The following is a 17,790-nucleotide window of genomic DNA, read 5'->3' as shown; positions in this document are numbered from 1 at the left end:
ACGGGAGTTCTTAAAATATTTTTTAGTGATATTGTGGTACACTGCAGTCAATGAGTTTTTAGGGTTTACCTTAACAAGAATGGGAGTTGCTGTAAATGTTGTAATTTATAATGTTTTTCATTTTGTCAACTTTTCATTTCTATTTTTATTATTCAATAAATGTTTAAAAATAGAGCGACACAAGAAATTTACTAAAATATTTTTAGCTATTTATGTGCTAAGTTTTTTTATAAACATGTGTTTCGAAAACTACTTAAATCAAATACAGACTATTCCATATTTAATAGCATCTGTGCTGTTAATAACGAGTATTGTTTTTTATTTTTCAGAAGTATTAAATACCGATGAAGTTCTTTTTATAAAAACAAATATCATGTTTTGGGTTAGTGTTGGTTATTTGCTTTATTTAGCAGGAAACATACCTATTCGTGTAGTTCGAAATTACCTTTATGAGTTGGTAGATTTAAAGTATATTCTAGAAATAAGTAGTGTTTTAAGTATAGTGATGAATATTTGTTTTATTTTCGGGTTTATATGGGGAGAGAAGGACAAGCAATATTAGTTGCCGTTTTTACATTAGTTTTTTTATGTTTAATACTTGTAGCGCTATTTGTTGTTTTTAACAGAAGAAAAAATCTTTTATTATTAAAACAAAAAGAAATAGAAAAGCAATTTGAGCAGGAAATTGCTAAAACTCAAATAGAAATTCGGGAAGAAACCTTTAGAAACATAAGCTGGGAATTGCATGATAATATTGGGCAGTTATTAACGCTGGCCAAAATACAAATTCAGGATCCAAAAAATATTGAAGATGTAAAGCTAACGCTAAACAAGGGGTTAACAGAGTTGAGGTCGTTATCTAAACTTATCAATCCAGAGGCTTTAAAGTTAATGCGTTTTACGGAAGCTGTTACTCAGGAAATTGAACGTTTTAATCGGCTTAATTTTATTAAAGCATCTATTGAGGTTTTAGGTGAAGAAAGAATAATAAATGAGAAAACGGAAATAGTATTATTTAGAATTTTGCAAGAATTTTTCTCTAATACCATGAAGCATGCTAAAGCAAGGCATTTAGATGTAACGTTACATTATAAAGCGAACGAGCTATTAATAATAGCCAAAGATGACGGTAAAGGTTTCGATATGGAAGAGCCTAATAGCTTCTCGGGTATAGGATTGTCGAACATAAAAAGTAGAGGGCAACTAGTAAATGCAGGTGTTAATATTTTTTCTAAACTAAACCAAGGCACGCAATTAACAATAACTTATAATTATAATTATAAATCATGAATCCATACAAGGTAGTCATTGTTGAAGATCATATTTTATTGTCTCAGGCAATTGCTGGACTAGTTAATGCGTTTAGTAAGTTTGAAGTGCCATACCAATGTAATAATGGGCAGGAATTATTAGATAAATTGAAGCTTCCGGGTAATATTCCAGACGTCGTCTTAATGGATGTTAATATGCCTATTTTGAATGGTATAGAAACTACCGGGGTTTTAAAAAAAGAGTATCCGCAGATAAAAGTAATAGCCCTTTCGGTGGAAGGTGCAGAGGGGACTATTATAAAAATGCTTAAAGCAGGAGCAAAGGGATATTTACTTAAAGATGTTGAAAAAGAAATTTTAGAAACGGCTTTAAAAGAGGTGATTTCTACAGGATACTATCACACCAAAGAGGTTTCTAGTATTTTAGTTAATTCTTTAAATGATGAGCATAGTGGGGTTTATCAATTAAAAGAACGCGAACTAGAATTTATAAAACTGGTTTGCTCCGAATTAACCTATAAAGAAATCGCCGAAAAAATGTTTTTAAGTCCCAAAACAATCGATGGCTATCGTGATGCCTTATTCCAAAAACTTCATGTAAAAAACAAAATAGGTCTAGTGCTTTATGCTATTAAAAACAAAATAGTGCATTTGTAAATTCGCATAAAATCATCATCTTAAAATCTATTTTGTGATACTTTTTTAGCTTGTTTAAGTCTTTTATTTACACAGAATTAAAGGGGTTACTTGTTTTTTTTGTTATAAAACACGCTTCTTTTCTTTTAAAAACGGTATCTTTTCTTCAATCAGCTCTTTTTTTGTCGGGTTTGTGCTACATTCTTGGATTATTTAGTGCTATTTTTGTTACAATAGGTTATTTTTATAATAGTCCCTGTATTATTGATTAATTGGCAGCGCCCGAAAATTTGCAAAATGCTGTTTTAAAAAATTTACTTGCATGAAAAGAATTTTACTCTTTATATCTGTATTCCTTTATTTTATAACCAATAGTTTTGCTCAGTTAGATAGTGCGCATTATTTACCACCATTAAAACAAGGTACCAATAACCAATCAATTAATCAGCAGGCTATTTATATTTCAACCCCTGCGACAGAAGGCACATTTAATGTTGAGGTTTACAGAGGTGTTAATGCGGTACCATCTTTAACGTTTTCTTTGTCTAATGGATCACCCTATATTATAGATTCTTCTACAACAGGGTTAAGTTTAGGTAATGGAGATAATGGTATTACTTTAATAAACAATGCAAGTACAGGTACGGCTTTATCAACAGCAGGATTGCGGTTTGTAGCCCCTGGAGGTCAAAAATTTTATGTTAATTATAGAGGGCGTTCTAGTGCACAAGCAGGCTCGTTAACATCAAAAGGAAAGGCTGCATTAGGAACAGATTTTAGATGGGGAGGTATTGCAAACAACGCTTCCAATAGTACGCTATCTACCAGTTTAGGTATTATGGCTACAGATCCCGGGACTACAACGGTTACTGTTTTTGGTTATGATCCTGGTTGTATTTTTAGAGAACCATCTGGTATTCCTGCTTCATCTCCAGATTTTTTAACCATAACACTTCAGCAATACGAAACTTATGTAATAGAAGCTCCAAAAAATGCAACTACCGCAAATATTGATGGTTGGCTGGGAGCCACGCTTACTTCCGATAAAAAAATAGCAATAAGTTTAGGTGGGCTAAATGTAGGTGTTAGAACAGGGTCTGGGTCTCGTGATGTAGGCATAGATCAGCCAGTACCTACAAATGTTTTAGGGCGTGACTATGTTTTTGTAAGAGGAAATGGAGCGTCAGATAATGAAACAGAATTTGCTATAATAGTAGCAACACAGAATGCTACAGATGTTTTTGCAGGAGGTGTTTATCAGGGTACTATCAATAATGGAGAGTATTTAGAAGTTGCGAATTGGTCTGTGAATTCGGCTGGTGGAAACATGTATATTCAAACCTCAAAGGAAGCATATGCATTTCAATGTTTAGCCGGTTTATCTGGAAGGCAAACTTTAGGAATGAATTTTATAGCACCTGTAAATTGTTTGTTACCAAATATTTTAGATGAAGTTTCAAGTATACATCGTATTGCTGGCGTTAATTCAAATGAATCTGCCTTAACAATTTTGGCATCGACTACAACTCCCGACGGAAATATAACCGTAACCGATGGGAATGGGGATTTTGGGGCTTTGACTTCTACACCTGTAGCTGGAACAGCAGATTGGAAAACTTTTTTTATAAATGGATTGACAGGTGAAGTTGATGTAACATCGACAGGACCGATAGCTGTAGGTACATTTATGTCTTTTGGCAGTAATGCAGGTCTTGCTGGGTATTTTTCTGGCTTTGATACCGTACCAATAGTGGAGTTAGATGTTACCGGAGGTGGTTGTTTGCCAGGAGCCGATGTTATTGAAATTACTGGTGGTTTCGATGCTTATCAATGGTTTGAAAATGGTGTGGAAATTTTAGGAGAAACTACTAATGTATATACGCCTTCGGAACCTGGAGATTTTTTTGTGAGAGTGACCAGAGGTGCTTGTACTTACGATTCTGCGGTTATATCCGCTTATAATTGTGATCCGGAATTAGTGCTAACTAAAGTCGTAGATGCATCACCCGTTTTAGAAGGTGATAACGTTATATTTACAATTAGCGTCGAGCATTTAGGGATAAACCAAGTAACCAATTTAGTTATTAATGATTTACTTCCTCCGGAATTAACTTTTGTTAGTGGAACGCCTTCATATGGAACTTGGTCGGCACCTAATTGGACTATAGGAGATATGTTTAGTGGAGAAATACATACTATAGAAATTGTAGCTTCGGTAAATGAAGTAGCAGCAACAACTACCGTAACCAATGTTATTGTTAATACACAAACAGAAATAGAAGGCGATGTTTTACTTGATGATGAAACTGAAGATGTAAATATTATAAATAGCGAAATAGAAGTTACTAAGGTTGATAGAGCTGCTGTAGATGGTAGTTATGATACCTTAGGGGAAGTGATTACTTACGATTTTGTTGTTACAAATACGGGAGATACAGCTTTAACTAATATTACAATTACCGACCTTAAAATAGATTCAGGAAGTTTAATACCTAGTTCTGTTGCAAATTTAGCCATAGGAGCATCGGCTAATTTTACAGCAACGCATACTATTACTCAGGCAGATATTGAAGCGGGGCAAGTGGTTAATTCCGCTACAGCGAATGCTACATTAGCGAATGGTTATGTTATTTCTGATGTATCTGATGATCCAGATGATACAAATAATGCAGTAGACGATCCAACTATAACACCAATTGAACAATTAGGAAGTTTAGAAGTTGAAAAAATAGCGCAACCGGCTTCAGATGGTTTATACGATGATTTAGGAGAAGTAATCGCTTATGAAATAACCGTAATTAACACGGGTAATGTAAGTTTAGATAGTGTAACGGTAACAGATGCAAATGCTGATTCCGGAAGTATCTCTCCTGCTACTTTACCTAATCTACCAGCAGGAGCGTCATTTGTCTTTACAGCTCAACATACTATAATACAAGCTGATTTTGATAATGGAAACGTAACAAACACAGCTACAGCTAGTGGAACAGAGCCTGTTGAAGGTACTACGATTTCAGATGATTCTGATGATCCAACAACTGCAGCTCCTAATGATGCTACTGTAGTATCAATTCCTCAGTTTGGACAATTACAAGTTACAAAAGTAGATTTGACAGCTGCAGATGGAGCTTTTGATACCGTTGGAGAAGCTATTGTTTATACCATTATAGCAACAAGTGTCGGTAATGTAACTCTAACCGATATTAATATTGTGGATCCAAATGCCGATGTCATTGTTTTATCCAATACTACCGGAACAGATGCTGATAATTCTGATGGTATTGTTGATAGTATGGAGCCTACAGAAATGGCGACATTTATGGTAACTCACTTTATTACACAAGAAGATTTAGATAATGGAGAAGTTGTAAATACTGCAACAGTGGGAAGTCTTGATCCAAACAATGGAAGTGTTACCGATTTGTCGGATGATCCAGATGATAACACAACAACTGATGATTTTAGCAACGGAATTACAGCTGCAGATCCTACTGTTACACCTTTAATTTCAGTGCCTTCTTTATCTGTTTCGAAAGTTGTAGATGATTATTTTAACGTCACGGAAGGGCAAACCATAACATATACCTATGTGGTTACAAATGATAATAATGTAACTATTGATAATGTAAGTATTGCTGATGTTCATGTCGCCGATGGAACAATAACAACTCCTGCTTTGCAAAGTACAACAGGAACAGATGCTGATAATTCAGATAACGAAATAGATACTTTAGCGCCTGGAGAAACAGGAACATGGACAGCGACCTATCAAGTGACGGCTGCAGATATTTCAAATCAAGCAGATATAACAAATACTGTAACAGCAACAGGTAATGCAAAAACGGGTAATTTTGTTGATCCAACGGCCGATGTTACTGTAACCGTACATCCAATAGATACAATTTGTAGTGATGAAACATTAAATCATGACTTAACAGATGATAACAATTTTGTAGGAGAAACATACAGTTGGTCTGCTACAGATAATCCAAATGTTACTGGGGAGACTTTGTCAATATCATCAGCAACTTTAATAACGGATACTTTAGTTAATATATCGGGTTTAGATCAAATTGTTGAGTATGCAATTTCAGTAAATGTAGGTGGAGATATTAATGATGTTTACGTCTATCAAGTAACGGTGCATTCTCAATTAGTGGTTCCGGAAGATGAATCTGATGTTGCTGATTGCCTTTCTGATGCAGTGCAACCCGATGCTCCTGTTGTGAATGATTCTAATGGATCATCCATCACTCCTGTAATAACTTCTAATACTGATCCCGTATGTGAAGGAGATAAGATATACACATTTACTTATACCGATCCAGTTTGTACTGGTAATGTGGCTGTTTATACGTTTACCTATACCATCGATATGCCCGATGGTATGACGATTCCAGCTAATGGAAGTAGCACGGTAGATTGTCCAGCAGACGCGACCAATCCAGGCGCACCTGCAACAATTCAAGATAATTGTGGCAATGATGTGATACCAACTTTACTAACCACTCCAAGTGCAGCAGCCTGCGAAGGTTCTATGGTTTGGGAATACGAGTACAGAGATTGCGCTGATAACGTTCAAGTTTGGCAATACACCTACACGATTGACATGCCCGATGGTATGACGATTCCGGCTAACGGAAGTAGCACTGTAGATTGTCCAGCAGACGCGACCAATCCAGGTGTACCTGCAACAATCCAAGATAATTGTGGCAATGATGTGATACCAACTTTACTAACCACTCCAAGTGCAGTAGCCTGCGAAGGTGCTATGGTTTGGGAATACGAGTACAGAGATTGCGCTGATAACGTTCAAGTTTGGCAATACACCTACACCATCGACATGCCTGACGGTATGACGATTCCGGCTAACGGAAGTAGCACAGTAGATTGTCCTGCAGATGCCACCAATCCAGGCGCACCTGCAACAATTCAAGATAATTGTGGCAATGATGTGATACCAACTTTATTAACCACTCCAACAGCCGTAGCTTGTGAAGGCGCTATGGTTTGGGAATATGAGTATAGAGATTGCGCCAATAACGTTCAAGTTTGGCAATACACGTACACGATTGACATGCCTGACGGTATGACCATTCCTGCCAACGGAAGTAGCACGGTAGATTGTCCAGCAGACGCGACTAATCCAGGCGCACCAACAACAATCCAAGATAATTGTGGCAACGATGTTGTACCAACCTTATCAACCACTCCAACAGCCGTAGCCTGTGAAGGTGCTATGGTTTGGGAATACGAGTACAGAGATTGCGCTGATAACGTTCAAGTTTGGCAATACACATACACCATCGATATGCCCGATGGTATGACGATTCCAGCTAACGGAAGTAGCACGGTAGATTGTCCATCAGACGCCACTAATCCAGGCGCACCAGCCACGATTCAAGATAACTGTGGCAATGATGTTATACCAACTTTATTGACAACTCCAACAGCAGTAGCTTGTGAAGGAGATATAGTTTGGGAATACGAGTACAGAGATTGTGCTGATAACGTTCAAGTTTGGCAATACACATACACGATTGATATGCCTGATGGTATGACGATTCCGGCTAACGAAAGTAGTACAGTAGATTGTCCAGCAGATGCGACTAATCCAGGCGCACCAGCCACGATTCAAGATAATTGTGGAAATGATGTTATACCAACTTTATTGACAACTCCAAGTGCAGTAGCCTGTGAAGGTGATATGGTTTGGGAATACGAGTACAGAGATTGCGCTGATAACGTTCAAGTTTGGCAATACACCTACACGATTGACATGCCTGACGGTATGACGATTCCGGCAAACGGAAGTAGCACGGTAGATTGTCCAGCAGACGCGACTAATCCAGGTGCACCAGCAACAATCCAAGATAACTGTGGCAATGATGTGATACCAACCTTACTAACCACTCCAACAGCCGTAGCCTGTGAAGGCGCTATGGTTTGGGAATACGAGTACAGAGATTGTGCCAATAACGTTCAAATTTGGCAATACACCTACACCATCGATATGCCTGACGGTATGACGATTCCAGCTAACGAAAGTAGTACCGTAGATTGTCCTGCAGACGCGACCAATCCAGGCGCGCCAGCCACGATAAAAGATAATTGTGGCAATGATGTTGTACCAACTTTATTAACCACACCAACAGCCGTAGCCTGCGAAGGGGATATGGTTTGGGAATACGAGTACAGAGATTGCGCTGATAACGTTCAAGTTTGGCAATACACCTACACGATTGACATGCCTGATGGTATGACGATTCCAGCTAACGGAAGTAGTACTGTAGATTGTCCAGCAGACGCGACCAATCCAGGTGTACCTGCAACAATCCAAGATAACTGTGGCAATGATGTGATACCAACCTTACTAACCACACCAACAGCCGTAGCCTGTGAAGGCGCTATGGTTTGGGAATACGAGTACAGAGATTGTGCCAATAACGTTCAAGTTTGGCAATACACCTACACCATCGACATGCCTGATGGTATGTCGATTCCGGCTAACGAAAGTAGTACAGTAGATTGTCCAGCAGACGCGACCAATCCAGGCGCACCTGCAACGATACAAGATAATTGTGGCAACAATGTTGTACCAACCTTATTAACCACTCCAAGTGCAGTAGTCTGCGAAGGTGCTATGGTTTGGGAATACGAGTACAGAGATTGCGCCAATAACGTTCAAATTTGGCAATACACCTACACCATCGATATGCCTGATGGTATGACGATTCCGGCTAACGGAAGTAGTACTGTAGATTGTCCAGCAGACGCGACCAATCCAGGTGTACCTGCAACAATCCAAGATAACTGTGGCAATGATGTGATACCAACCTTACTAACCACTCCAACAGCCGTAGCCTGTGAAGGCGCTATGGTTTGGGAATACGAGTACAGAGATTGTGCCAATAACGTTCAAATTTGGCAATACACCTACACCATCGATATGCCTGACGGTATGACGATTCCAGCTAACGAAAGTAGTACCGTAGATTGTCCTGCAGACGCGACCAATCCAGGCGCGCCAGCCACGATAAAAGATAATTGTGGCAATGATGTTGTACCAACTTTATTAACCACACCAACAGCCGTAGCCTGCGAAGGGGATATGGTTTGGGAATACGAGTACAGAGATTGCGCTGATAACGTTCAAGTTTGGCAATACACCTACACGATTGACATGCCTGATGGTATGACGATTCCAGCTAACGGAAGTAGTACTGTAGATTGTCCAGCAGACGCGACCAATCCAGGTGCACCAACCACGATTCAAGATAACTGTGGCAATGATGTGATACCAAACTTATTAACCACTCCAACAGCAATAGCTTGTGAAGGTGCTATGGTTTGGGAATACGAGTACAGAGATTGTGCCGATAACGTTCAAGTTTGGCAATACACATACACCATCGACATGCCTGATGGTATGACGATTCCGGCTAACGGAAGTAGCACAGTAGATTGTCCAGCAGACGCCACTAATCCAGGTGCACCAACCACGATTCAAGATAACTGTGGCAATGATGTGATACCAAACTTATTAACCACTCCAACAGCAATAGCTTGTGAAGGTGCTATGGTTTGGGAATACGAGTACAGAGATTGTGCCAATAACGTTCAAGTTTGGCAATACACCTACACCATCGACATGCCTGATGGTATGACGATTCCGACTAACGAAAGTAGTACAGTAGATTGTCCAGCAGACGCGACCAATCCAGGCGCACCAGCCACGATAAAAGATAATTGTGGCAATGATGTTGTACCAACTTTATTAACCACACCAACAGCCGTAGCCTGCGAAGGGGATATGGTTTGGGAATACGAGTACAGAGATTGCGCTGATAACGTTCAAGTTTGGCAATACACCTACACGATTGACATGCCTGACGGTATGACGATTCCGGCAAACGGAAGTAGCACGGTAGATTGTCCAGCAGACGGGACTAATCCAGGTGCACCAGCAACCATTCAAGATAATTGTGGAAATGATGTTATACCAACTTTATTGACAACTCCAAGTGCAGTAGCCTGTGAAGGTGATATGGTTTGGGAATATGAGTACAGAGATTGCGCTGATAACGTTCAAGTTTGGCAATACACATACACTATTGACATGCCTGATGGTATGACGATTCCGGCAAACGAAAGTAGCACGGTAGATTGTCCAGCAGATGCGACTAATCCAGGAGCACCAGCAACCATTCAAGATAACTGTGGTAATGATGTTGTACCAACTTTATTGACCACTCCAACAGCAGTAGCCTGTGAAGGTGATATGGTTTGGGAATACGAGTATAGAGATTGCGCCGATAACGTTCAAGTTTGGCAATACACATACACTATTGACATGCCCGATGGTATGACGATTCCGGCAAACGAAAGTAGCACGGTAGATTGTCCAGCAGATGCGACTAATCCAGGCGCACCAGCCACGATAAAAGATAATTGTGGCAATGATGTTGTACCAACTTTATTGACCACTGCAACAGCAGTAGCCTGTGAAGGTGACATGGTTTGGGAATACGAGTACAGAGATTGTGCCGATAACGTTCAAGTTTGGCAATACACATACACGATTGATGTTTTAACCTTACCAGTTGTTCCAACGGATGATTCTAGCACTGTAGAATGTATTGCAGATGCGGTTCAACCAGTCACACCAACAGTAACGGATGTTTGCGGAAATAACATTATTCCAGTGATCACAGAAAACACGGATCCAACTTGTGAAGGCGATAAGATTTACACTTTCACTTATACGGATTGTGCTAACAATGTATCCGTTTATACCTACACCTATACGATTGATGTGTCGACATTACCTGTAGTTCCAGCGAATGCAACCAACACTGTAGAATGTATTGCAGATGCGGTTCAACCAGCCACACCAACAGTAACGGATGTTTGCGGAAATAACATTATTCCAGTGATCACAGAAAACACGGATCCAACTTGCGAAGGCGATAAGATTTACACTTTCACTTATACGGATTGTGCTAACAATGTATCCGTTTATACCTACACCTATACGATTGATGTGTCGACATTACCTGTAGTTCCAGCGAATGCAACCAGCACTGTAGAATGTATTGCAGATGCGGTTCAACCGGCAACACCAACGGTAACTGATGTCTGCGGCAATAATATTATTCCAGTAATAACAGAAAACACAGATCCAGCTTGCGAAGGTGATAAAATTTATACATTCACTTATACGGATTGTGCTAATAATGTTTCAGTTTATACCTACACATATACGATTGAAACTACGACTTTACCGGTGGTTCCAACGAATGATTCGAGTACAGTTATGGATGTTGCAGATGCTACAGAACCAATTGCTCCTGTGGTAATCGATGTATGCGGAAATAACATTATTCCTGTTGTTACAGAAAATGAAGATCCGTTATGTGATGGTGAAAAAATATACACATTTACCTATACAGATTGTGCTGGTAATACTTCGGTTTACACTTATACATATACTATAGATGTAACAGCAACATTAGAGATTACGGATACCGGTGTTACGGTATGTAGTGATGTTTCTATGGATTACGATTTAACTAATTTATCATCATTATCAGGAGTTACCTTTACTTGGGAAATTGTTCCAAATACAAACGTTAGTGGTGCTGCAAATGGTAGTGGAACTATTATACCAGATGCTATTACAAATACGAGTGGAGTAATTCAAAATATACTTTACACTATAACACCTTTTAATTCTGATGGGTGTGAAGGGAACACATTCGAGTTGTTAGTGTCTGTTAATCCAGAACCTTTTGTGGCTGTTTTACCTGTTGATACAACGTGCAGTAATATTGTTTTAAATCATGATTTAACAACGGATGTTGATTTAAGTGGAGCAACATTTTCATGGGTGGCCAACGAGAATAGTAATGTGAATGGAGAAACAACAACAGTTTCAACAGCAAATTCAATTACAGATAATTTAATAAATACTTCAGGAGCTGTTCAAGCTATAATTTATACCATAACGCCAACATCAGCAGATGGATGTCTTGGAGATCCATATCAATATATTGTAACCGTAAGTCCGGAAGCTGAACTTGTAGTTCGTAAATCGACATTAGCTGCTTCAGATGGAAGTTATAATACGGTTGGAGAGGTTATTCAATATGAAATTATAGTAGAAAATATTAATGAAGTTGAAGTAAGCAATGTAACACTTTCCGATGTAAATGCCGATTCAGGAAGTATTTCACCTTTAACTTTTAATACAATTCCAGCTTTTGGAACGGTTACTTTTAACGCATCGCATACTATTACTCAAGCCGATTTAGATGCAGGCGAAGTTATAAATAGTGCTATAGCATCTGGTTTTGATCCTTGTGGAACTGAGGTTTCAGATGTATCTGATGATCCGAGTACAACAGATCCTAATGATGCTACAGTTACAGTGTTAGAACAAACACCATCAATGTCTTTAGAAAAAGTAGTAACCTTTAATGATGAAAACGCCGATGGTATTCCTCAAGAAGGAGAAACTTTAACCTATAACTTCACAGTTTCTAATACAGGAAACGTGTCGTTAACTAATATTTCTATTAGCGATCCATTGATTACTGTTAATGGTGGACCAATAGATTTAGCTCCTACAGGTTCTGATGCTACAACGTTTTTCGGGAATTATACCATTACTCAATCTAATATTGATTCAGGAAGTATTACAAATTCGGCAACCGTATCGGGTAATGATCCTAATGGAAATCAAGTTATCGATGTTTCAGATAATCCAAATAATACTGCAAACATTGATGTTAATGGCGATGGTGAGCCAGATGATGCTACTATATTTAATTTTGATGAAGTCGCGATGTTAGCTGTTTCTAAAACAGGTGTTTTTATTGATGCTAATGGAGATGGCGTAGCACAAGTAGGAGAAACTATAGCTTATACTTTTGATGTGGCTAACACAGGGAATGTAACGCTTTACGGCGTGTCTATTTCAGATCCTTTAGTAACTGTTTCGGGAGCACCAATTACTTTAGCGCCAACCGAAATAGATAATACTACGTTTACTGCTGTTTACACCTTAACGCAAGATGATATAAATTCTGGAGATGTTTCTAACACCGCAACGGTATCTGGAACTTCGCAAAGAGGAACTTTTGTAAGTGCAGTTTCCGATGATCCAACAACATCAGCAAATAATGACCCTACGGTTACCACATTATTACAAGATCCTAAATTATCCTTATTAAAAACGTCTCAGTTTAATGATGAAAACGGAAATGGTTTCCCTGAAGTAGGTGAAACTGTTAGTTATTCTTTTGATGTTCGAAACATAGGAAATGTTACCATAACAAATATTGCAATAATAGATAATTTGGTTTCAGTAAATGGAGGTCCTATTGATCTTCTTCCAAACGAAAGAGACGATTCAACATTTACAGCAACCTATATCTTAACATTGGCAGATATTAATTCGGGTAGTGTTAGTAATTCGGCTTCAGTTTCAGGACAAGATCCAAATGGTAATGCTGTGACAGATACATCAGACGATCCAAATAACCCAACAAATAACGATGTGGATAGCGATGGAGATCCTGATGATGATACAGTAACACTTTTAGTGGCTAACCCGAAAATGAGTGTTACTAAAACAGGTGTTTTTGTAGATGAAAATAACGATGGTATTTCTCAAGTAGGAGAAACTATTAGTTACACCTTCAATGTTGTAAATACAGGTAATGTTACCATTAATAATATTACTGTTACAGATGCTTTGGTTACGGTTACGGGAGGAGCAATAACTCTAAACCCAACTGAAAATGATGATAGTACATTTACTGCTGTATATACCATTACTCAAACGGATATCGATTCAGGAAGCATAAGTAATACAGCTGTAGTTAATGGTGAAGCGCCAAACGGAAGTGCAGTAACAGATGCTTCTGATGATCCAACCAATGCTACAGATTTTGATGCTAACGGAGATGGGGAACCAGATGATGCTACCGTTACAACGTTACCAGTACAAGGCGGTATTAGTTTGACTAAAGCAACTTTACCAGCAGCAGATGGAAGCTATGATACCGTTGGAGAACAAATAGTTTACGCATTAATAGTAACCAATACAGGTAATGTAACCTTAACTAATGTTAGTGTAACAGATGCTAATGCCGATAACGGAAGTATTGTACCTTTAGTTATTTCGAGTATCGCGCCAGGGGCTAGTGTTTCTTTAACGGCAACACATACTATTACTCAAGATGAAATAAATTCAGGATTGGTTAGCAATACAGCATCGGTTTCAGGCACAGATACATTCGGGAATGTGGTTACCGATGATTCGGATGATCCAAATGATGCAACAGATAATGATACCAATGCAGATGGCGAACCAGACGATGTAACTAATACAATCATTGCCCAAAATCCATCAATGCAATTAGAAAAAGTATCGGTGTTTAATGATGAAAATGGCGATGGTATACCGCAAAAAGATGAAACTTTAACATATAATTTTTCAGTAATTAATACAGGGAATGTAACGCTGACTAATATCTTGGTTACAGATCCTTTAGTTACGGTTAATGGCGGACCAATAACTTTAATGCCAACCGAAGTAAATAATGCTACATTCTATGCGGTTTATACTATTACACAAGCCGATATCGATCTTGGTGGTATTACAAATTCTGCAACCGTAAATGGTGAAGATACCAATGGAGCTAATGTAACAGATACATCTGATGATCCGACAAATGCTACCGATTTTGATGCTAATGGTGATGGCGAACCAGATGATGCTACCGTTACAACTCTTGCAAGTAATCCGGAATTAAGCGTCGCCAAAACCGGCGTGTTTATCGATGCTAATAGCGATGGCTTAGCTCAGGCAGGAGAAACCATTCAGTATACGTTTGATGTCTCTAATACAGGGAATGTGACTATCTTTGGGATAACTATTTCAGATCCTTTAGTTTCAGTTTCAGGTAGTGCTATTACTTTAGTTCCAGGTGAAACGGATAGTACTACATTTACAGCAATATATGTTTTAAATCAAACTGATGTTAATACAGGTAGTGTTGAAAATATGGCTACGGCTTCGGGTACAGATCCATCAGGAAACACAATAACCGATGATTCCGATGATCCAACAACAAGTAACAATAATGACGCAACTGTTACTAGTTTATCAAGAGATCCTAAATTATCATTATATAAAATAGGAACATTTAACGATGAAAACGCTGATGGAATTCCACAGGCAGGTGAAACAATATCTTATGTTTTTGATATTAGAAACACAGGAAATGTAACCATCTTCGGAGTAACAATTACAGATCCAATTGTTAGTGTTGTGGGGGCTCCAATAGATTTAAATCCTGGGCAAGTAAATAACACTAATTTCTCTGCAGTTTATACTATTCAGCAAAGTGATATCGATGCTGGTAATTTAACAAATACTGCTCTCGCAATAGGGCAAGATATTGATGGAAGTACTGTAACCGATGTTAGTGATTTCTCTGATGATCCGGATAACCCAACCAATGAAGATATTAATGGTGATGGAGATCCAGATGATCCAACAGTAACAAGTTTAACTAGAAATCCAGAATTAACTTTAACTAAAACAGGAACTTTTAATGATGCCAACGGAAACGGTCTTGCCAATGTAGGCGAAACTATTAGTTATGCATTTGAAGTGATTAACTCAGGAAATGTAACCGTTACCGATATTAGTATTTCAGACCCGTTAGTTGCGGTAAATGGAGCTGCTATAGATTTAATTCCTGGAGAAATAGATAATGCAACATTTACAGCTGTTTATACTATCACCCAATTCGATATAGATTCGGGCAGTATAACAAATGCCGCTGTGGTTACAGGTGAGGATCCTGATGGAAATGATGTTTCAGATAATTCTGATGATCCAAACAACCCAGCCAATGTAGATGATAATAATGATGGAAACCCAGACGATGATACCGTTACAAGTTTACCGATAGAAGGTAAAATAAGTATTATTAAAGAAGCCTTAGCGGCTAACGATGGAAGTTACGATAGCGTTGGAGAGCAAATCGCTTACAATATCACTGTAACCAATACGGGTAACATTACATTAACTAATATTTTAATAACAGATGCTAATGCCGATGCTGGTAGTGTTTCTCCGGGTAATATTACCTTATTAGTTCCTGGTGAAAGTATTTCTGTTACGGCAACACATACATTAACACAAGCAGATTTAGATGTCGGAACGGTTTCAAATTCAGCGAATGTAAATGCAACCGATGCTTTAGGAAATGCGGTAAGCGATATTTCTGATGATCCGAATAACATGGCAGATAATGATGCTAATGCCGATGGAGATCCTGATGATGTAACAGTAACTAATATTACTCAATCACCTTCAATCTCGCTTACCAAAGCAGCCGATTTAGCGCCAGATGGTCTATGGGATAGCGTAGGAGAAGTTATTACTTATGTTTTAGAAGTTGTTAATACCGGTAATGTTACGTTAACAGATATCGTAATTTCTGATATTAATGCCGATGCAGGAAGTATTTCTCCAGCTAATATCACAACATTAGCGCCAGGAGAAAGCATGATGCTAGGTGCAAATCATACTATTACGCAAATTGATTTAGATACAGGTTCGGTAACAAATACTGCGGTTGTAAATGCTGAAGATCCTAAAGACGGTTTAGTTACAGACGATTCTGATGATCCAAATAATACTACAGATAATGATACCAATGGCGATGGAGAACCAGATGATGCAACAGTAACCGTTACACCACAATTGGCTATTTTAGACGTAACTAAAGCTGTCGATTTTGGTTCGTATACCAATATTGGAGATGTTTTAACGTATAGTATTTCAGTTACCAATGCTGGTAATGTTACTTTATTAAATATCATTTTATCAGATACTAATGCAACATTTACAAGTGCATCAACTGTGGCCTCTTTAGCGCCAGGAGAAACCTTTACAGCTAACGCGGAGCATGTGGTAACGGTTGAAGATATTGATGCAGGTAGCGTAGTTAATACAGCATTTGTAGATGCAACAATTGTTAATTCAACAACTTCAATCCGTGAAGATTCCGATGATCCTGATAATGCAACAAATGCCGATGTAGACAATGATGGTGATCCAGATGATGCTACAGTAAGTATCTTTAGTGGTGCTTCAGACTTAAGTGTAGAGAAAGTTGTAAATGAAGCAGAACCGGTTGTTAATAACGAAGTTGTTTTTACTATTACTTTAACTAATGAAGGTTCTGTAACGGCAAATAATATTGTTGTTGAAGAATTTATTCCTAGTGGATATGAATTTATTTCTTACATAGCCACTGCCGGAACTTATTCTGAGAACGATGGTGAATGGACGGTGCCTGTATTAAATGAAGGCGATATACAACTTTTAGAAATTACAGTTGAAGTTCTAGGTACTGGAGATTATTTAAATACAGCGACTATTTTTAGTTTAGATGGTGGAATGGATATGAATACATCAAACAACACATCTACCGCTTTTGTTACACCGCAATGTTTGGAAGTATATAACGAGTTCTCTCCGAATAGTGATGGCGATAACGATTTGTTTTTAATTAGTTGTATTGAAAACTATCCGAATAATAAATTGGAGGTTTATAACCGTTGGGGAAATATTGTTTACCAAGCCAAAGGATATTCTAATACTTGGGATGGAACTTCTAACGGAAGGGTAACCATAAACGAGGCGAAAGAGTTACCTGTTGGGACGTACTACTATGTTTTAGATTTAGGAGATGGGTCTAAACCAAAAACAGGTTGGATTTATATTAACAGATAGAATGAGTTATTAAGAAGAAAGAATGTTATTACTAGATTTAAGTGATTGAAAAGCCATTTTAAA

The 17,790-nt window shown here is 38.3% G+C and carries 4 protein-coding genes; all 4 read left to right on the top strand.

Annotated elements, in window-relative coordinates; genetic code table 11:
- The first annotated feature begins 235 nt into the window (after positions 1–235).
- The 4 genes from GQR98_RS03330 to GQR98_RS03315 all read left to right on the top strand — a co-directional run bounded on the left by GQR98_RS03330 (position 236) and on the right by GQR98_RS03315 (position 17,727).
- Positions 236–562 carry a hypothetical protein gene (locus GQR98_RS03330; protein ID WP_159018274.1) on the top strand — a complete coding sequence of 109 codons (327 nt, stop codon included), beginning with the start codon at positions 236–238 and terminating at the stop codon, positions 560–562.
- Positions 535–1,290 carry a sensor histidine kinase gene (locus tag GQR98_RS03325; protein ID WP_159018273.1) on the top strand — a complete coding sequence of 252 codons (756 nt, stop codon included), beginning with the start codon at positions 535–537 and terminating at the stop codon, positions 1,288–1,290. Before GQR98_RS03330 ends, GQR98_RS03325 begins: the two co-directional genes overlap by 28 nt.
- Entirely contained in the window at positions 1,287–1,928 is a 642-nt protein-coding gene (locus GQR98_RS03320; protein WP_159018272.1) for a response regulator transcription factor, read from the top strand. Before GQR98_RS03325 ends, GQR98_RS03320 begins: the two co-directional genes overlap by 4 nt.
- Positions 1,929–2,229: 301 nt before the next feature.
- Positions 2,230–17,727, top strand: coding sequence for a PKD-like domain-containing protein (locus GQR98_RS03315; RefSeq protein ID WP_159018271.1), 15,498 nt, complete (start codon positions 2,230–2,232; stop codon positions 17,725–17,727).
- The last annotated feature ends 63 nt before the right edge of the window (positions 17,728–17,790 follow it).

Origin of the sequence: Algibacter sp. L3A6, from assembly GCF_009796825.1 — a bacterium.
Taxonomy (GTDB): Bacteria; Bacteroidota; Bacteroidia; order Flavobacteriales; family Flavobacteriaceae; genus Algibacter.
Note: the sequence above shows the minus strand (reverse complement) of the source record. Positions and strands in the feature narration are given on the sequence as shown.

Coding starts and splice junctions, on each gene's coding strand:
- GQR98_RS03330 (WP_159018274.1), top strand. CDS start 236: ATGTGTTTCGAAAACTACTTAAATCAAATACAGACTATTCCATATTTA.
- GQR98_RS03325 (WP_159018273.1), top strand. CDS start 535: ATGGGGAGAGAAGGACAAGCAATATTAGTTGCCGTTTTTACATTAGTT.
- GQR98_RS03320 (WP_159018272.1), top strand. CDS start 1,287: ATGAATCCATACAAGGTAGTCATTGTTGAAGATCATATTTTATTGTCT.
- GQR98_RS03315 (WP_159018271.1), top strand. CDS start 2,230: ATGAAAAGAATTTTACTCTTTATATCTGTATTCCTTTATTTTATAACC.